Annotated in this window: 20 protein-coding genes and 1 other RNA gene; 16 read left to right on the top strand and 5 right to left on the bottom strand. The window is 62.2% G+C overall.

Annotated features, from left to right (window positions below):
• The first annotated feature begins 30 nt into the window (after positions 1 to 30).
• The 7 genes from rplM to ACK1U9_RS17455 all read left to right on the top strand — a co-directional run bounded on the left by rplM (position 31) and on the right by ACK1U9_RS17455 (position 4,897).
• Entirely contained in the window at positions 31 to 459 is a 429-nt protein-coding gene (rplM, locus tag ACK1U9_RS17485; RefSeq protein WP_003260798.1) for a 50S ribosomal protein L13, read from the top strand.
• Positions 460 to 473: 14 nt separating this feature from the next.
• Positions 474 to 866, top strand: a complete 393-nt coding sequence (gene rpsI, locus ACK1U9_RS17480; RefSeq protein ID WP_003260797.1) for a 30S ribosomal protein S9 — start codon at positions 474 to 476, stop codon at positions 864 to 866.
• 264 nt (positions 867 to 1,130) lie between these two features.
• Entirely contained in the window at positions 1,131 to 1,724 is a 594-nt protein-coding gene (gene petA, locus ACK1U9_RS17475; RefSeq protein WP_015271723.1) for a ubiquinol-cytochrome c reductase iron-sulfur subunit, read from the top strand.
• Complete coding sequence (locus ACK1U9_RS17470) at positions 1,724 to 2,935, top strand: cytochrome b (protein ID WP_025340560.1); 1,212 nt, start codon at positions 1,724 to 1,726, stop codon at positions 2,933 to 2,935. The genes petA and ACK1U9_RS17470 overlap by 1 nt, the downstream gene beginning before the upstream one ends.
• A complete protein-coding gene (locus ACK1U9_RS17465) occupies positions 2,935 to 3,714 on the top strand; it encodes a cytochrome c1 (RefSeq protein WP_046616512.1) in 780 nt (259 codons plus the stop codon). Before ACK1U9_RS17470 ends, ACK1U9_RS17465 begins: the two co-directional genes overlap by 1 nt.
• 117 nt (positions 3,715 to 3,831) lie before the next feature.
• Positions 3,832 to 4,455, top strand: a complete 624-nt coding sequence (locus tag ACK1U9_RS17460) for a glutathione S-transferase N-terminal domain-containing protein (protein ID WP_085601202.1) — start codon at positions 3,832 to 3,834, stop codon at positions 4,453 to 4,455.
• Between the two features lie 10 nt (positions 4,456 to 4,465).
• Complete coding sequence (locus ACK1U9_RS17455) at positions 4,466 to 4,897, top strand: ClpXP protease specificity-enhancing factor (RefSeq protein WP_046616515.1); 432 nt, start codon at positions 4,466 to 4,468, stop codon at positions 4,895 to 4,897.
• Between the two features lie 51 nt (positions 4,898 to 4,948).
• Here the strand turns inward: ACK1U9_RS17455 and ACK1U9_RS17450 are convergent, their stop codons facing one another.
• The 5 genes from ACK1U9_RS17450 to ACK1U9_RS17430 form a co-directional block, all read right to left on the bottom strand.
• Positions 4,949 to 5,167, bottom strand: a complete 219-nt coding sequence (locus ACK1U9_RS17450; RefSeq protein ID WP_046616516.1) for a YgdI/YgdR family lipoprotein — start codon at positions 5,165 to 5,167, stop codon at positions 4,949 to 4,951.
• A gap of 165 nt (positions 5,168 to 5,332) precedes the next feature.
• Positions 5,333 to 5,911, bottom strand: coding sequence for a BON domain-containing protein (locus tag ACK1U9_RS17445; RefSeq protein WP_063913315.1), 579 nt, complete (start codon positions 5,909 to 5,911; stop codon positions 5,333 to 5,335).
• Complete coding sequence (locus ACK1U9_RS17440; protein ID WP_012274070.1) at positions 5,908 to 6,501, bottom strand: phosphoheptose isomerase; 594 nt, start codon at positions 6,499 to 6,501, stop codon at positions 5,908 to 5,910. The genes ACK1U9_RS17445 and ACK1U9_RS17440 overlap by 4 nt, the downstream gene beginning before the upstream one ends.
• 85 nt (positions 6,502 to 6,586) lie before the next feature.
• On the bottom strand, positions 6,587 to 6,958 hold the full coding sequence (locus tag ACK1U9_RS17435) for a YraN family protein (protein ID WP_013974121.1): 372 nt from the start codon (positions 6,956 to 6,958) through the stop codon (positions 6,587 to 6,589).
• Entirely contained in the window at positions 6,958 to 8,775 is a 1,818-nt protein-coding gene (locus ACK1U9_RS17430; protein WP_046616518.1) for a penicillin-binding protein activator, read from the bottom strand. Before ACK1U9_RS17430 ends, ACK1U9_RS17435 begins: the two co-directional genes overlap by 1 nt.
• A gap of 186 nt (positions 8,776 to 8,961) precedes the next feature.
• On the opposite strand from ACK1U9_RS17430, the gene rsmI reads away from it, so the two are divergent.
• The 9 genes from rsmI to mraY all read left to right on the top strand — a co-directional run bounded on the left by rsmI (position 8,962) and on the right by mraY (position 17,933).
• The gene (gene rsmI, locus ACK1U9_RS17425; RefSeq protein WP_043935900.1) at positions 8,962 to 9,837 is read left to right on the top strand and encodes a 16S rRNA (cytidine(1402)-2'-O)-methyltransferase; all 876 of its coding nucleotides are present in this window, start codon (positions 8,962 to 8,964) and stop codon (positions 9,835 to 9,837) included.
• Positions 9,838 to 9,904: 67 nt separating this feature from the next.
• Positions 9,905 to 10,264, top strand: an RNA gene (rnpB, locus tag ACK1U9_RS17420) — RNase P RNA component class A.
• Between the two features lie 308 nt (positions 10,265 to 10,572).
• A complete protein-coding gene (mraZ, locus tag ACK1U9_RS17415; RefSeq protein WP_004575120.1) occupies positions 10,573 to 11,028 on the top strand; it encodes a division/cell wall cluster transcriptional repressor MraZ in 456 nt (151 codons plus the stop codon).
• Complete coding sequence (gene rsmH / locus ACK1U9_RS17410; protein WP_046616520.1) at positions 11,025 to 11,972, top strand: 16S rRNA (cytosine(1402)-N(4))-methyltransferase RsmH; 948 nt, start codon at positions 11,025 to 11,027, stop codon at positions 11,970 to 11,972. The genes mraZ and rsmH overlap by 4 nt, the downstream gene beginning before the upstream one ends.
• Complete coding sequence (gene ftsL, locus ACK1U9_RS17405; protein ID WP_025340552.1) at positions 11,969 to 12,262, top strand: cell division protein FtsL; 294 nt, start codon at positions 11,969 to 11,971, stop codon at positions 12,260 to 12,262. The genes rsmH and ftsL overlap by 4 nt, the downstream gene beginning before the upstream one ends.
• Positions 12,262 to 14,004: a peptidoglycan D,D-transpeptidase FtsI family protein gene (locus ACK1U9_RS17400; RefSeq protein WP_161797638.1), complete on the top strand. Its 1,743-nt coding sequence runs from the start codon at positions 12,262 to 12,264 to the stop codon at positions 14,002 to 14,004. The genes ftsL and ACK1U9_RS17400 overlap by 1 nt, the downstream gene beginning before the upstream one ends.
• Positions 14,004 to 15,491, top strand: a complete 1,488-nt coding sequence (murE, locus tag ACK1U9_RS17395; protein ID WP_108480668.1) for a UDP-N-acetylmuramoyl-L-alanyl-D-glutamate--2,6-diaminopimelate ligase — start codon at positions 14,004 to 14,006, stop codon at positions 15,489 to 15,491. The genes ACK1U9_RS17400 and murE overlap by 1 nt, the downstream gene beginning before the upstream one ends.
• Positions 15,484 to 16,851: a UDP-N-acetylmuramoyl-tripeptide--D-alanyl-D-alanine ligase gene (locus tag ACK1U9_RS17390; protein WP_449110062.1), complete on the top strand. Its 1,368-nt coding sequence runs from the start codon at positions 15,484 to 15,486 to the stop codon at positions 16,849 to 16,851. The genes murE and ACK1U9_RS17390 overlap by 8 nt, the downstream gene beginning before the upstream one ends.
• On the top strand, positions 16,851 to 17,933 hold the full coding sequence (mraY, locus tag ACK1U9_RS17385; protein ID WP_025340548.1) for a phospho-N-acetylmuramoyl-pentapeptide-transferase: 1,083 nt from the start codon (positions 16,851 to 16,853) through the stop codon (positions 17,931 to 17,933). Before ACK1U9_RS17390 ends, mraY begins: the two co-directional genes overlap by 1 nt.
• The last annotated feature ends 5 nt before the right edge of the window (positions 17,934 to 17,938 follow it).

Raw genomic sequence — 17,938 nt, 5'->3', positions numbered from 1 at the left:
TTCGCTGGGCGGCCTCTGAGGCTTTAGAGAATGAAAACTTTTACTGCTAAACCGGAAACAGTAAAGCGCGAGTGGTTCGTAGTCGACGCCGCTGGCCAGACCCTGGGTCGTCTGGCTACCGAAATCGCTAGCCGTCTGCGTGGCAAACACAAGCCAGAATACACCCCTCACGTTGACACCGGCGACTACATCGTCGTCATCAACGCCGAGCAGGTTCGTGTGACTGGTGCCAAGTCTTCCGACAAGATGTACTACTCCCACTCCGGTTTCCCGGGCGGTATCAAGGAAATCAACTTCGAGAAGTTGATCGCCAAGGCCCCTGAGCGTGTTATCGAAACTGCGGTCAAAGGCATGCTGCCGAAGAACCCGCTGGGTCGCGACATGTACCGCAAGCTGAAAGTGTACGCGGGTGCTGCTCACCCACACACTGCTCAGCAGCCTCAAGAACTGAAGATCTAACGGGATAGTTCATTATGTCGGCGACTCAAAACTACGGCACTGGCCGTCGCAAGACCGCAACCGCTCGCGTATTCCTGCGTCCGGGTACTGGTAACATTTCCATCAACAACCGTTCTCTGGACGTGTTCTTCGGTCGCGAAACCGCTCGCATGGTTGTTCGTCAGCCACTCGAGCTGACCGAAACCGTCGAGAAGTTCGACATCTACGTCACCGTTTCCGGTGGTGGTGTCAGCGGTCAGGCCGGTGCGATCCGTCACGGTATCACCCGCGCTCTGATGGAATACGACGAAACCCTGCGTGGCGCTCTGCGTCGTGCTGGCTACGTCACCCGCGACGCTCGTGAAGTCGAGCGTAAGAAAGTGGGTCTGCGTAAAGCGCGTAAGCGTCCTCAGTACTCCAAGCGTTAATACCGCTTCGGCAGTCGAAAAAAGCCCGGTTCCTTGGAACCGGGCTTTTTTTATGTCTTGGACTAACCTGTCAGCATGTCAGTGACCACTTGTCGCATAGACGCAGATCAAGCAAAGCGCGGGTAGTGCCCCATGGCTGGGGTATTCACCTTGTCAGTGTGTGGATTTGTTTCTTACCATGGCGACCAATTTTTAGCGCCACTGACACAACCTAAGTACAGGGTCTGGTTCAACAGGCCAAGCAAGCTGATGGGAGAGGACTGAATGAGCAATGACGGCGTCAACGCAGGCCGGCGCCGCTTCCTCGTAGCCGCGACATCTGTAGTCGGGGCAGCGGGGGCAGTGGGGGCTGCGGTACCGTTCGTGGGGTCATGGTTTCCCAGTGCCAAGGCGAAAGCCGCGGGTGCACCGGTGAAGGTCAATATCGCCAAGGTCGAGGCCGGGCAGCAGATGGTGGCCGAGTGGCGTGGCCAGCCGGTGTTCATCGTGCGGCGAACGGACGAGATCCTCGGTAACCTGAAAAAGGTCGTTGGCGACCTGGCTGACCCCGAGTCCAAGGCCTCGGTACAGCCCACCTACGTCGATCCGCAGGTTCGTTCGATCAAGCCGGAAATCCTCATTCTCGTCGGCCTGTGCACACACCTGGGTTGCTCGCCCACCTTCCGCCCGGAAGTCGCACCTGCCGATCTTGGCCCGAAATGGGTCGGTGGCTATTTCTGCCCGTGTCACGGCTCCCACTATGATCTGGCCGGCCGTGTCTACAAGTCGCAGCCGGCGCCTCTCAACCTGCCCGTGCCACCGCACTCTTACGAGTCGGACGAGATCGTCGTCATCGGCGTTGACCAGGAGAACGCATGATGAGCAAGTTCATGGACTGGATTGATGCTCGCTTCCCCGCCACCAAGATGTGGGAAGACCACCTGAGCAAGTATTACGCGCCCAAGAACTTCAACTTCCTCTACTTCTTCGGCTCCCTGGCGCTGCTGGTGCTGGTCAATCAGATCGTCACTGGTGTTTGGCTGACCATGAGCTTCACGCCCTCGGCGGAAGAGGCGTTCGCCTCGGTCGAGTACATCATGCGTGACGTGGAATACGGCTGGATCCTGCGCTACCTGCACTCCACCGGTGCATCTGCGTTCTTCATCGTGGTCTACCTGCACATGTTCCGCGGCCTGCTCTACGGCTCCTACCAGAAGCCGCGTGAACTGGTGTGGCTGTTCGGCATGCTGATCTACCTGGCGCTGATGGCCGAAGCCTTCATGGGCTACCTGCTGCCGTGGGGCCAGATGTCGTACTGGGGAGCCCAGGTGATCATCTCGCTGTTCGGCGCCATTCCGGTGATCGGTGGCGACCTCACCCAGTGGATTCGCGGTGACTACCTGATCTCGGGCATCACCCTGAACCGCTTCTTCGCCCTGCACGTGGTCGCCCTGCCGATCGTGATTCTCGGCCTGGTGGTGCTGCACATCCTCGCCCTGCACGAAGTGGGTTCGAACAACCCCGATGGCGTCGACATCAAGAAGAAAAAGGACGAAAACGGTATCCCGCTGGATGGCATCCCGTTCCACCCGTACTACACCGTCAAGGACATTGTCGGCGTGGTGGTATTCCTGTTCGTGTTCTGCGCCGTGGTGTTCTTCTTCCCGGAAATGGGCGGCTACTTCCTGGAGAAGCCTAACTTCGAGCAGGCCAACGCCTTCAAGACCCCGGAGCACATTGCGCCTGTGTGGTACTTCACACCGTTTTACGCGATCCTGCGTGCGGTGCCTGACAAGCTGATGGGCGTCATCGCCATGGGTGCGGCCATTGCCGTGCTGTTCGTACTGCCCTGGCTCGACCGCAGCCCGGTGCGTTCCATGCGCTACAAGGGCTGGATCAGCAAGCTCTTCCTGCTGGTGTTCTGCGTGGCCTTCGTCATCCTCGGCGTGCTGGGCGTACTGGCACCGACACCTGGGCGTACCTTGCTTTCGCAGGTGTGCACGGTGTTGTACTTCGCCTACTTCCTGCTTATGCCGTTCTACACAAGGCTCGAGAAGACCAAACCGGTTCCGGAAAGGGTGACTGGCTGATGAAAAAGTTGATTGCAGTATTTTTGCTGGCAGTGATGCCTGCCTTTTCCTTTGCGGCCGAAACGGGCCTGGAGCTGGACAAGGTCGACATCGACCTGACCGACAAGGCCGCCATGCAGGACGGTGCGCGTACTTTTGCCAACTATTGCATGGGCTGCCACAGTGCCAAGTTCCAGCGTTACGAGCGGGTGGCTGATGACTTGGGCATCCCCCACGAGCTGATGCTCGAGAAGCTGGTGTTCACCGGTGCCAAGATCGGTGACCACATGCAAATCGGCATGAAACCCAGTGACGCCAAGACCTGGTTCGGCGCTGCACCACCCGACCTGACCCTGGTAGCCCGGGTGCGTGGCACCGACTGGCTGTACACATACCTGCGCAGTTTCTATGAGGACCCGTCGCGGCCTTATGGGGTAAACAACAAGGTGTTCCCGAACGTCGGCATGCCCAACGTACTGGTTGGCCTGCAGGGCAACCAGCACATCGGCTGCAAACAGGTGCAGACCGTGGCCGATGGCAAGAAGCAATTCGACCCATTGACCGGCACCCCGATCACCCATGAAGCGTGCGACCAGCTGACCATTACACCGAATTCCGGTACCCTGACGACCGAGCAGTTCGACGAGAAGGTCAAGAACCTGGTGACCTTCCTGGCCTATTCGGCCAACCCGGTCAAACTGGAAAGCCAGCGCATCGGTACCTACGTGTTGCTGTATCTGGCTTTCTTCTTCGTATTCGCCTACTTGCTCAAGCGTGAATACTGGAAGGACGTGCACTGATCACGCAGTAGTTTCTGGTTGTTGAACGCGCCCGTGGTGGCCTGGCAGATCTGCCAGGTCACCACGGGCGCGTTTTCATTTACAGTTTCACAAGCATCCCGTGCGAGGAGGCGCTACATGGGCGCAACCAACAGGTTAGCCTGCTATTCCGACCCCGCTGATCACTATTCTCATCGGGTACGCCTTGTGCTGGCCGAGAAGGGTATCAGCGTGCAGGTCATCGATGTCGACCCCAGCCGCCTGCCGCCCAAGCTGGCCGAGGTGAACCCTTACGGCAGCGTGCCGACCCTGGTCGACCGTGACCTGGCGCTGTATGAATCGACCGTGGTGATGGAATACCTCGAGGAGCGTTATCCGCATCCGCCGCTGATGCCGGTGTACCCGGTTGCGCGGGGCAACAGCCGCTTGCTGATGCATCGCATCCAGCGTGACTGGTGCTCCCTGGCCGATACCGTGCTCGACTCGCGCAGCAGCGAGGCTGCCCGAGCCGAAGCGCGCAAGGAATTGCGTGAGAGCCTGACCGGGGTTTCGCCGTTGTTCGGCGAATTCGCCTGCTTCATGAGTGAGGAGCAAAGCCTGGTCGATTGTTGTCTATTGCCCATACTCTGGCGGTTGCCAGTGTTGGGCATCGAGCTGCCGCGGCAAGCCAAGCCGCTGCTGGATTACATGGAGCGGCAGTTCGCCCGCGAGCCTTTCCAGGCGAGCCTGTCCTCCGTAGAACGTGAAATGCGCAAGCTTTAAGGAGCCGTTGATGAACTCCAGTCGCCCCTATCTGGTTCGAGCACTGTACGAGTGGATCGTCGACAACGATTGCACGCCCCATATGCTGGTCAATGCCGAATTCCCAAAGGTACAGGTGCCGGACGGTTTCGCCAGTGATGGCCAGATCGTGTTGAACATCTCGCCAAGCGCCGTGCGCAGCCTGCACATGGACAACGACGCGGTCAGCTTCGAGGGCCGCTTCGGTGGCGTGGCTCACTCGCTGTTCGTGCCGGTTGGCGCCATTCTGGGTATCTACGCCCGCGAAAATGGCCAAGGTATGGTCTTCGAACTGGAGCCGCCCGTGATGGATGACGATGAGCCGGAAGATGATGATGTGCAGCCGGACGACAATGGCCCGCCAGAAGGTGGTGGCCAGCCGCCACGCCCGACTGGTCGACCAAGCCTGAAAGTGGTCAAGTAACAAAAAAGGCGATCCAACCGGATCGCCTTTTTTGTTGCTGCCAACCCTGGCTTACAGGTCGCTGATGGTGCGTACCTGATCCTTGTTGATGCGGGTACGCTTGCCGTCGAGTTGCTGGAACTCGTAGAAGCCGGCGTCGCGGTCGAACTTCGGTGCGTCGACGGCCTGGATTTCACGGCCATCGTTGAGGGTGATCAGGCTTGGGGTGGAGCAGCCGGCCAAGGTGGCGAAAGTGCCGAACAGCAGGGCGGGCAGCAGAAGCTTTTTCATGCGGTGTTTCCTGGATTTCTGAAAGGTGGGGCAGTGTTGTCGCCTGTGCTGGCCTTTTCGCGGGTAAAGCCGCTCCCACACAGGAATACAACAAGCCTTGAAAGCTGTGAGATCCCTGTGGGGGCGGGTTTACCCGCGAAGAGGCCGACGCAGGCAATCAGTGAATCAGTCGATGTACTCGAACAGCTTGACGATCTTCTGCACACCCGACACGCCCTGTACCACGGCCGTGGCCGAGTTGGCCTCCTGCTGGGTCACCAGGCCGAGCAGGTAGACGATGCCGTTCTCGGTAATCACCTTGATACGCGAGCTTGGCACGGCATTGTCGGTCAGCATCTGGGCTTTGATCTTGGTAGTCAGCCAGGCGTCGTTGTTGCGGGCCAGGATGGAGGAGGGCTGCATTACCTGCAGCTCGTTGTGCACTTTCTTGACCCGCTGTACCTGGCTGGCAGTCTGCTCGGCAAGGCTCTTGAGGTCGGCGCGCGGGGTCTGGCCGGCCAGCAGAACGATGCCGTTGTAGCTGCTGACAACGATGTGCGAACCTTTGTCCAGGTCAGGGCTGGCTTTGGCGATGTTGACCGAGGCCTTGGTTTCGATCAGCGAGTCGTCGATCTTGCTGCCGATGGTGCGAGTGCCGCGATCGTCCTCGATCGGCGAATTGCGGGTAGAGGTCAGTACCGAGCTGCAACCAGTGACGCTCAGGCACAGGGTCAGGGCCATAAGGCCGAGGCGCATAGGGGTCATTCTTCACTCCCGAACAGTTGGCTGTCGATCAGATCACACAGGCAGTGGATCGCCAGCAGGTGGACTTCCTGGATACGCGCGGTAACCGTCGAAGGCACGCGGATTTCCACGTCTTCGGGCAGCAGCAACGAAGCCATGCCGCCGCCGTCGCGACCAGTCAATGCTACGACAATCATTTCACGGTCATGTGCGGCCTGGATCGCCTGGATCACGTTGGCCGAGTTGCCGCTGGTAGAGATCGCCAGCAGAACGTCACCGGGCTGGCCCAGCGCGCGGATCTGCTTGGAAAAGACTTCGTTGTAGCTGTAGTCATTGGCGATCGAGGTCAGGGTGGAGCTGTCGGTGGTCAGCGCAATGGCCGGCAGGCTCGGGCGTTCGCGCTCGAAGCGGTTGAGCAGCTCCGAGGAAAAGTGCTGGGCATCGCCAGCCGAGCCGCCGTTGCCGCAGGCGAGCATCTTGCCCTCGTTGAGCAGTGCATTGACCATGACCAGGCTGGCCTGCTCGATGTGCGGTGCCAGGATGTCCATTGCCTGTTGCTTGGTATCGATGCTGGCCTGGAACAGCCGGCGAATTCGGGATTGCATGTCCATCTGGTGACCTTAAGTGGGGCGGTGGCCTTTGCTACGCGCAACAACGACCAGCCCGCGAAACATAGAGCAAAAAAACGGAGTGGGTTCAGCATTCGAAGGCGTTTTTCAGCCATTGAAGCGGTCTGCCTGCATGGTGGCTGCCCTGCAGGGCGACTACGTCGAAGCGGCAAGGGTGGTTGCCCCAGTGGGGCTCCTTCTGCAAGAACAGGCTGGCGGCAAGCACCAACCGTTTCTGCTTGCGCCCGTCGATACTGCCGAGGGCGCCACCGAAGCCGGCGTGCAACCGGTAGCGGACTTCGACGAATACTACTGTATCGGCGTCGAGCATGACCAGATCAAGCTCACCGCCTTTGCATCGCCAGTTGCGCGCCAGCAGTTGCAGGCCCTGCCCTTGAAGGTACTCAAGGGCCTGGGTTTCCGCTGCCTGGCCGGCGCTGGTAGGCGACGCTGCTGCCATCAGCGAGCGGTATCAGGCAGGCGCTGGACCTGGCCGCCGACGAACTCGGCCCAAGGCAGCTGGCGCTCGACACGCTGGTTGGCGTTCATGCTCAGGCTGCCCGAAAGGCCCAGTACGCGATTGTCCGGCAGCGCTTTCAGCTGGCCCAGGCGCGGCGCCAGGCTGTAAGCGTCGACGCCCATGGCATACAAGCGGCCCAGGCTGCCGGCGGCTTGCGGCCACTGCTGCACGACCTGCTGGCGCAGGCTGTTGCTGGTATCGAGCAGCCACGGGGTTTCGCAGAAGCGGATACCGTTCATGTCTTTGTACTGGTTGACGTCACCACTGGCACTGTACAGGTTGGAGGTGGCGTAGACCGGTACGTCACCGGCGTATTGGAAGTTCAGGGTCGGCTTGATCTGCTGCGCCTGTTGCGGGGTCGAGGCGAGGAAGATGAAGTCGATGTCCTGGCGGCGCGACGGCTGTGCGGCGATGCTGCCGCCTACCGTGCTCTGCAAGCTCTTGGCGCGGCCTTCGCTCTGGCGCAGCTGGAACAGGTCGGCAATCTGCTGTGCCAGTGCAACCGGCTGGGCGATGCGCTCGGCGGCGAGCAGGGTGCCACCGTTGCCTTCCCAGTCCTGGCGGAAGGCGGCAAGCACGCGGTCGCCCCATTCGCCGCTCGGCACCAGGGCCACGGCGCGGACCATGCCATCGGCGCGGGCGCGGCGGGCCACTTCACGGGCTTCGTCTTCGGCAGCCAGGCCGAACTGGAACAGTTGCGGCGGCGCCTTCTGGCCGGCGTCGGCGTAATTCAGGGCCAGGGTGGTGATCGGTAGTTGTGGCTTGGCAGCCAGTTGCTTGACCAGCGGTTTCTCCAGCGGGCCGATGACCAGCTGTACGCCTGCGGCCTGTGCCTGGCGATAGAAGTCGTCGAGCGAGCCGATGCGCGAACTGTCGAATACCTGCACGGCTGGCGCCTGCTGGCCGGCTTGCTGAGCCTGGAAGTGCGCAGCCATGAAGCCGTCACGCAGGGCGCGGGCAACACCAGCCAGTGGGCCTTCCTGGGGCAGCAGCAGGGCAATCTTGGTCAGCGGCTGGCTGGCCAGTTCCTTGAGCTTGGTCAGTGCCAGCGGCAGTTGCTGGGCGGCCGGGTGGTCAGGGTGCTGTTTGACCCAGGCGTCGATAGCCGCTTGCTGCTGCTCCAGGGTGCCGGCACTTTTTACCGCGAAGGCCAGGCTGGTCCAGCCTGCAAGGGTCTGGTCGTTGCCAGGCTGCTGCAATTGCTCTGCCGGCAGCGAGGCGACCAAGGCCCAGATGGCGTCATTGTTGGCGCTGGCGGCCTGGCCGCTGAGCAGCGGAGCCAGCAGCACGCGCTGTTGCGCGGCGGCCAGGGTCTGGCCATCGGCTTCGAGGGCGGCCGCGTGCACGCTGTAGGTGCGTGCTTGTTGGTCTTCCGGCAGTTCGGCGACGCGCTGCAGGCTGGGGTGGGCCAGGGCGGTCAGGGCAGCCTTGGGCTGGTTGCGGCTCATGGCCAGCTCGGCACCGAGGGTGCTGGCGAACACTTGCTGGGCCGGCTTGAGCGTTTCCAGCGGCACCAGCTCGAGAATGCGTGCGGCGCGTGGGAAGTCCTTCTGCTTGTAGGCCAGGTCGGCTGCGCTCAGGCGCAGCAGCGCGGCGTCTTCCGCGGACTTGCTGGACGCCGCCTTTTCGAGCAGTTGCTCGATGCTGGCGTCCGGGGTGCGCGGCAGCTCGCCCAGGCTGGATGAGGGCGAGCTGGCGCAGGCTGCCAGCAGGGCGGCAAGGCAGAGGGCTGTGAACAGCCGCAGGCAAGCGATCATGTAAAGGTCCTGTTACTCGATCAAGTTGGCCGGCAATTGTACCCAAGCGCTGGCCGGGGCGCGATGTTGCCGTGTCGATCCTTCACTATAGGTGGCCTGCCATCGGTCGTCGGCGAAGTTCTTTGCGCCCTGTTGCAGGCGCTCGGGCTACAATGGCGCCTTTGATCCGAACGACAGGTGTGCGCAGTGACTGATGTGGCAGGGGCTTCGAAATCCACCGTGGGGACGCTGTATGTGGTCGCAACCCCCATCGGCAACCTCGACGACATGAGTGCCCGGGCGCTGAAGGTGCTGGCGGACGTGGCCCTGATCGCGGCGGAAGATACTCGTCACTCGATCCGCCTGTTGCAGCACTTCGGCATCGACACGCCGCTGGCAGCCTGCCATGAGCACAACGAGCGTGATGAGGGCGGTCGTTTTCTCACCAAGTTGCTGGCGGGCGAAAATGTGGCGTTGGTCTCCGATGCCGGCACGCCGCTGATTTCCGACCCGGGGTACCACCTGGTTCGCCAGGCGCGGGCTGCGGGTGTGAACGTGGTGCCGGTGCCGGGCGCCTGCGCTCTGATCGCCGCGCTGTCGGCGGCCGGCCTGCCTTCGGACCGCTTCATCTTCGAAGGCTTCCTGCCGGCCAAGGCAGCGGGGCGCCGGGCGCGCCTGGAGCAAGTAAAGGAAGAGCCGCGCACGCTGATCTTCTATGAGGCCCCGCACCGTATTCTGGAATGCCTCGAGGACATGGAGGCGGTGTTCGGTGGAGAGCGCCCGGCGCTTTTGGCGCGCGAGCTGACCAAGACCTTCGAGACCCTCAAGGGCCTGCCCCTGGCCGAGCTGCGCGCGTTCGTTGCCGGTGACAGCAATCAGCAGCGTGGTGAGTGCGTGGTGCTGGTCGGTGGCTGGAGTGCGCCGGAGGGCGAGCAGGCAATCAGTGCCGAAGCGCAGCGGGTACTCGACCTGCTGCTGGCCGAGTTGCCGCTCAAGCGGGCAGCGGCGCTGGCTGCGGAAATTACCGGGGTGCGCAAGAACCTGCTCTATCAACTTGCTCTGGAAAAGCAGAAAGCCGAGTAGTGGCAAATTGATATAGATGTCGGTATTGCTTGTTCTCGGGCGCGCGTGCCGTTAATCTTGGCGGCGGAGAGTCGATCGGACAGTCGCTGCCTGCTTTTGTTCCGCAACAGCAGGGGGAGGAAAGTCCGGGCTCCATAGGGCAGAGTGCCAGGTAACGCCTGGGAGGCGCGAGCCTACGGAAAGTGCCACAGAAAATAACCGCCTAAGCACTTCGGTGCCGGTAAGGGTGAAAAGGTGCGGTAAGAGCGCACCGCACGGCTGGCAACAGTTCGTGGCTAGGTAAACCCCACTCGGAGCAAGACCAAATAGGGTTCCATCAGGCGTGGCCCGCGTCGGAACCGGGTAGGTTGCTAGAGGCGTCCAGCGATGGCCGTCGTAGAGGAATGACTGTCCTCGACAAAACCCGGCTTACAGATCGACTCTCCACCTTTCCCTCCCTGCTTTATTCGATAGCAGATGCCCTCTGGTAATACCGAAAAAATCTTACTCTTAATAAATCACTTTAACTTTGAACTCCATCCGCTTGCGTGGGTTTGATTTTTCTCGTGTTTTTTTCCCCTCGGTAGTCCTTCCGCATTCCTTTATTGCGCTAAATCTCGGTCCTGTAAGGCTTTTCCTTCCGAACGTGCCTTGACGGTGCTGCGGGCGGATTCCTATAGTGTGCGCAAGTGGCAGAAAGTGGGATGAAGTGGGTTTTCTGGCACAAAAAAGCTAACATTGTGGGGAATCGCAGCCGTGTTCCGCGGAGCCAACGCCGTCAGCCTCGATGCCAAGGGCCGTCTCGCCATGCCGAGCCGGTACCGTGACGAGCTCGATTCGCGTTGCAATGGTCAGCTGATCGTGACCATCGACGCCGTTGACCCCTGCTTGTGTGTTTATCCCCTCGATGAGTGGGAACAGATAGAAGCCAAGTTGCGTGCCTTGCCATCGTTGCGTGAGGAAAACCGCCGCCTGCAGCGTTTGCTGATCGGTAATGCGGTTGACCTGGAGCTCGATGGCAGCGGGCGTTTCCTGGTGCCGCCCCGTCTGCGTGAGTACGCCAAGCTCGACAAGAAGGCGATGCTGGTGGGGCAACTGAACAAATTCCAGCTGTGGGATGAAGATGCCTGGAACGCGGTTTCGGCAGCCGACCTTGCAGCTATTCAACAACCGGGCGCCATGCCCGACGAATTGCGTGACCTGATCCTGTGACCATAGATAGCGGCTTCAACCACATTACCGTCCTGCTCGACGAAGCTGTCGAGGCATTGGCCCTGCGCGCCGACGGTTGCTATCTGGACGGCACTTTCGGCCGTGGCGGGCACAGCCGGCTGATTCTCAGCAAACTCGGGCCGCAAGGGCGGCTGCTGGGTTTCGACAAAGATCCACAGGCGATTGCCACGGGGCAAGCGCTGGCGGCCGAAGACGGCCGCTTTGTCATTGTGCAGCGCAGCTTTGCCGAGCTGGGCTCGGAAGTGGCTGAGCGCGGCCTGGATGGCAAGGTCAGCGGCGTATTGCTGGACCTGGGCGTTTCCTCGCCGCAGCTGGATGACCCCGAGCGTGGCTTCAGCTTCCTCAATGATGGCCCGCTGGACATGCGCATGAACCCGGATCAGGGCATCAGCGCCGCCGAGTTCATCGCCACTGCACCTGAAGAAGAAATCGCCCGCGTGTTCAAGGAATACGGCGAAGAGCGTTTCGCCAAGCGCATGGCCCGCGCCGTGGTGCAGCGCCGTGAACAGCAACCGTTCACCCGCACCAGCGACCTCGCCGAGGTGCTGAAGGTGGCCAACCCGGCATGGGAGAAGGGCAAGAACCCAGCGACCCGCGCCTTCCAGGGGCTGCGCATCCACGTCAACAACGAACTCGGTGATCTGGAGGCAGGCCTCGAGGCCGCGATCAATGCGCTGGAAGTGGGTGGCCGCCTGGCAGTCATCAGTTTCCACTCGCTGGAAGACCGTATCGTCAAGCTGTTCATGCGCAAGCTGGTCAAGGGCGAGGCCGACAACCTGCCACGCAACCTGCCGGTTCAGCACAAGGCCTTCGAGCCGAAAATCAAGCTCATCGGCAAGGCCCAGTTCGCCTCCGAAGCTGAGCTCAAAGCCAATCCGCGGGCGCGCAGCGCCGTGATGCGGGTGGCGGAGAAGCTGCGGTGAGCAGGCTGTTTGCCAAACCCTTGCCAGGCGGAAGCTTCCTGATGCTTCTGCTGTTCGTTGCCGTGCTGATTTCGGCCATCGCCGTATCCTACAGCGCGCACTGGAACCGTCAGTTGCTCAACACCCTTTACGGCGAGTTGAACGAGCGCGACAAGGCCCAGGCCGAGTGGGGCCGGCTGATCCTCGAGCAAAGCACCTGGACCGCCGCCAGCCGCATCGAAAACCTGGCCTCCGAGCAACTGAAGATGCGCGTACCTTCGGCTGACGAAGTACGGATGGTGGCGCCATGATGAAGCTCGAAGGCGCACTCTACCCATGGCGCTTCCGCGTGGTGATCGGCTTGCTGGCGCTGATGGTCGGTGCCATCTGCTGGCGCATCATCGACCTGCAGGTGGTCGACCGTGACTTCCTCAAGGGCCAGGGCGATGCGCGCAGTCTGCGTCACATCCCTATTCCGGCTCACCGCGGGCTGATCACCGACCGTAATGGTGAACCGCTGGCAGTCAGTACCCCGGTCACCACCTTGTGGGCCAACCCAAAGGAAATGCAGGCCTCCAAAGACCGCTGGCCACAGCTGGCCGCAGCACTGGGGCAGAACCCGCAGCAGTTGGCCGAGCGCCTGACCCAGCAGGCCAACAAGGAGTTCATCTACCTGGTTCGCGGCCTGACCCCGGAGCAGGGCCAGCATGTACTCGACCTGAAGGTGCCGGGCGTTTACGGCCTGGAAGAGTTCCGTCGCTTCTACCCGGCCGGTGATGTCACCGCGCACATGGTCGGCTTCACCGACCTCGACGATCACGGTCGCGAAGGAGTGGAGCTGGCCTATGACGAGTGGCTGGCCGGCGTACCCGGCAAGCGGCAGGTGATCAAGGACCGGCGCGGTCGGCTGATCAAGGACATCCAGGTAACCAAGAACGCCAAGGCCGGGAAGACCTTGGCGTTGTCGATAGACCTGCGCCTGCAGTACCTGGCCACCCGCGAGCTGCGCAACGCCATTGCCGAACAGGACGCCAAGGCCGGTAGCCTGGTGATCATGGACGTCAAGACCGGTGAGGTCCTGGCCATGGTCAACCAGCCGACCTACAACCCCAACAACCGCCGCAGCATGTTCCCGGCCGCCATGCGTAACCGCGCGATCATCGACGTGTTCGAGCCGGGCTCCACGGTCAAGCCGATCTCCATGAGCGCGGCGCTGGAAAGTGGCCGCTGGAAGCCGACCGACAAGGTCGAGGTGTATCCGGGCAGCCTGCAGATCGGACGCTACACCATCAAGGACGTGTCCCGGAGCGAGGGGCCGATCCTCGACCTGACCGGTATCCTGATCAACTCCAGTAACGTGGGCATGAGCAAGATCGCCTTCGACATCGGCGGCGAGGCCATCTACCGGGTCATGTCCCAGGTCGGCCTGGGCCAGTACACCGGCCTTGGCTTCCCCGGCGAGCGCGTCGGCAACCTGCCCAACCACCGCGAGTGGCGCAAGGCCGAGACCGCGACCCTGTCCTATGGCTATGGCGTGTCGGTGACCGCCCTGCAGCTGGTGCATGCCTACGCGGCGCTGGCCAACGACGGCAAGATGGTGCCGTTGTCGATCCTCAAGGTCGACAAGGCCCCGGAAGCCGTGCAGGCCATTCCGAAGGAAACCGCCGAAACCGTCCAGGGCATGCTGCAACAGGTGATTGAAGCGCCACGTGGCGTGTTCCGCGCCCAGGTGCCGTTCTACCACGTGGCCGGCAAGTCCGGTACCGCGCGTAAAGCCACCGTGGGCTCCAAGGGCTACACCGAAAACGCCTACCGCTCGCTGTTCGCCGGCTTCGGGCCGATGAGCGACCCGCGCTACGCCATCGTCGTGGTCATCGACGAACCAGGCAAGGGCGGCTACTTCGGTGGCCTGGTTTCGGCGCCGGTGTTCAGCAAGGTCATGTCCGGCACCCTGCGCCTGATGAACGTGCCGCCAGACAACCTGCCGCCACCAGCACCCGTCGAACAATCGCAAGTCAATGCAGCAGCAACAGCCAAGGGAGGGCGTGGATGATGACAATGCCATTGAGCAAGCTTTTCGCTCACGCCAGCCGTGACCCGCTGATCCGTGAACTGACCCTGGACAGCCGCAATGTGCGCCCGGGTGATCTGTTCCTGGCCGTGCCGGGCACCAAGGTCGATGGCCGCGAGCATATCGCCGATGCCCTGGCCCGTGGTGCCGCCGCCGTGGCCTACGAAGAGCAGGGCGCCAGGGTCCTGCCGATCACCGATGTGCCGCTCATCCCGGTCAAGGGCCTGATCGCCCAGCTTTCGGATATCGCAGGTCGCTTCTATGGCGAACCGAGCCGCCAGCTGAATCTGGTGGGTGTGACCGGTACCAACGGCAAGACCAGCGTTACCCAGCTGGTGGCCCAGGCGCTGGACTTGCTTGGCCAGCGTTGCGGCCTGATCGGCACCCTGGGTACCGGCTTCTATGGTGAGCTGCAGAGTGGCCGCCTGACCACGCCCGACCCGATCGCCGTGCAGTCGACCCTCAACGACCTCAAGAAAGGTGGCGCCAAGGCCGTGGCCATGGAGGTTTCCTCCCATGCCCTGGAGCAGGGCCGGGTCGCCGCGCTGGAATTCGACATCGCGGTCATGACCAACCTGTCCCGCGACCACCTGGACTACCACGGCAGCATGGAGGCCTACGAGGCCGCCAAGGCCAAGCTGTTCGCCTGGCCGAGCCTGCGCTGCCAGGTGGTCAACCTGGATGACGATTTCGGCCGCCGCCTGGCCGCCGATTTTGCCCGCCGCCCGAGTGTCGACCATATCGAGACCCGGTTGCTCAGCTACAGCCTGGAGAACTCGGAGGCCTCGCTGTACTGTCGTGAAGCCGTGTTCAATGACGATGGCGTGCGGGCCACCCTGGTCACCGCCCAGGGCGAACGTACCCTGCGCAGCCAGTTGTTGGGCCGCTTCAACCTGAGCAACATGCTCGCCGCCGTGGCGACCCTGTTGGCGCTGGACTATGCGCTGGACGAAATCCTGAAGGTCACCCCGCAGCTGCAGGGGCCGATCGGCCGCATGCAGCGCCTGGGTGGGGGCGACAAGCCGCTGGTGGTGGTCGACTACGCGCATACTCCGGACGCCCTGGAGAAAGTGCTCGAAGCCCTGCGCCCGCACGCGCACGGCAAGCTGCTTTGCCTGTTCGGCTGCGGCGGCGACCGAGATCGCGGCAAGCGCCCGCTGATGGCCGAAGTGGCCGAGCGCCTGGCCGATCGCGTGCTGGTCACCGACGACAACCCTCGTACCGAAGACCCGCTGCGCATTTTCGATGACATCCGTCCCGGTTTCGCCAGGCCTGCCGAGGTCGAGTTCGTTGCCGGTCGTGGCGAAGCCATCGCACACCTGATCGCCACTGCCGCTGCCAATGATGTGATCGTGCTGGCCGGCAAGGGGCACGAGGATTACCAGGAGATCAATGGCGAGCGCCATGACTTCTCCGATTTGACCGAGGCCGAAAAGGCACTTGCAGCCTGGGAGGCTCCACATGCTTAAGCCGATGTCACTCAGCCAGCTGACCAGAACGCTGGGTGGTCAACAAGTCGGTGCCGATGCCACCTTCACTGGCGTCAGTATCGACAGCCGCAGCGTTGGCGCCGGGCAACTGTTCGTCGCCCTGGCCGGCCCGCGCTTCGATGGCCACGACTACCTTGCCGACGTTAAGACCAAGGGCGCTGTCGCGGCCCTGGTCGAGCGTGAAGTGGCCGATGTCGACCTGCCGCAGTTGCTGGTCGCCGATTGCCGCCTGGCCCTCGGCCAGCTTGGCGCGCTGAACCGTGCTGCCTTCGACAAGCCGGTGGTGGCCATCACCGGTTCCAGCGGCAAGACCACGGTCAAGGAAATGCTCGCCAGCATTCTGCGCACCCGTGGCCTTGTGCACGCCACCCGCGGCAACCTGAACAACGACCTCGGTGCGCCGCTGACCCTGCTGGAGATCGCCCCCGAGCACAGCGCCGCGGTGATCGAGCTGGGTGCCTCGCGCATTGGCGAGATCCGCTACACCGTCGGCCTGACCCAGCCCCAGGTGGTCATCATCAACAACGCCGGTACCGCCCATGTTGGCGAGTTCGGCGGCCCGGAAAAGATCGTCGAAGCCAAGGGCGAGATCCTCGAAGGCCTGGGCGAGGGTGGTATCGCCATCCTCAACCTGGACGACAAGGCCTTTGATATCTGGAAGGCACGCGCCGGCACGCACAAGGTCTTCAGCTTCGCCCGCAGCAATGCAAAGGCCGATTTCCATGCCAGCGACATCGGTCGCGATGCGCGTGGTTGCCCGTCGTTCAAGCTGCATGGCGCTGGTGGAGTGGTAGACGTGCAGCTCAATGTGCTTGGTGAGCACAACGTCAGCAACGCCCTTGCTGCCGCCGCTGCTGCCCATGCCGTTGGTCTGACCCTGAGCGGCATCGCTGCCGGCCTGGCTGCCGTGCAGCCGGTCAAGGGCCGTACCGTGGCGCAGATCGCGCCGAACGGCGTGCGTGTGATCGACGACAGTTACAACGCAAATCCCACCTCCATGTGCGCGGCCATTGATATACTCGCCGGCTTTTCCGGACGCACCGTCCTGGTGCTTGGAGATATCGGCGAACTGGGGCAATGGGCGGAAGAAGGCCACCGTCAGGTGGGTGACTACGCGCGTGGCAAGGTCGACGCCCTGTATGCAGTGGGTTCCAACATGACATACGCGGTCAAGGCGTTCGGCGCCAATGGTCGCCATTTCGCTACTCAAGCTGAGCTTATCGACGCGGTTGGCGCCGAGAATGCCAGCGACACCACTATCTTGATCAAGGGCTCGCGCAGCGCTGCGATGGAAAACGTCGTGGCGGCATTGTGCGGTGCCAGCGGGGAGAAACATTAATGCTGCTGCTGTTGGCCGAGTATCTGCAACAGTTCCACAAAGGCTTCGCGGTCTTCCAGTACCTGTCCCTGCGCGGGATTCTGGGTGTGCTGACCGCGTTGTCCCTGGCGCTGTGGCTGGGGCCGTGGATGATCCGTACCCTGCAAATCCGCCAGATCGGCCAGGCCGTACGTAACGATGGCCCGCAATCGCACCTGTCCAAGTCCGGCACCCCGACCATGGGTGGGGCGCTGATCCTGTCCGCCATTGCCGTCAGCACCCTGCTGTGGGCCGACCTGACCAACCGCTACGTGTGGGTGGTGCTGATCGTTACCCTGGCATTCGGTGCCATCGGCTGGGTCGATGACTACCGCAAGGTGATCGAAAAGAATTCGCGCGGCCTTCCAAGCCGCTGGAAGTACTTCTGGCAGTCGGTGTTCGGCCTGGCTGCAGCCATCTTCCTGTACAAGACCGCGCCGACCAGCGTCGAAACCACGCTGATCCTGCCGTTCATCAAGGATGTCACCATTCCGCTGGGCATCGGCTTCGTCGTGCTGACCTACTTCGTCATTGTCGGTTCGAGCAACGCGGTCAACCTCACCGACGGCCTCGACGGCCTGGCGATCATGCCGACGGTGATGGTCGGCGGCGCCCTGGGCATCTTCTGCTACCTGTCGGGCAACGTGAAGTTCGCCGAATACCTGCTGATCCCTTATGTGCCAGGTTCGGGCGAGCTGATCGTGTTCTGCGGCGCGCTGATCGGTGCCGGGCTGGGCTTCCTGTGGTTCAACACCTACCCGGCGCAGGTATTCATGGGTGACGTCGGCGCGCTGGCCCTGGGCGCCGCGCTGGGCACCATCGCCGTGATCGTCCGCCAGGAAATCGTGCTGTTCATCATGGGTGGCGTGTTCGTCATGGAAACCCTGTCGGTGGTGATCCAGGTTGCCTCCTTCAAGCTGACCGGCAAGCGCGTGTTCCGCATGGCGCCTATCCACCACCACTTTGAACTCAAGGGCTGGCCAGAGCCACGGGTGATCGTCCGCTTCTGGATCATCACCGTGATCCTGGTGCTGGTCGGCCTTGCCACCCTGAAACTGAGGTAGATGAG

The sequence above is a fragment of the Pseudomonas sp. XP1 genome (assembly GCF_053557675.1).
The sequence above is the reverse complement of the archived record's forward strand: the minus strand, read 5'-3'. Positions and strand labels throughout refer to the sequence as shown.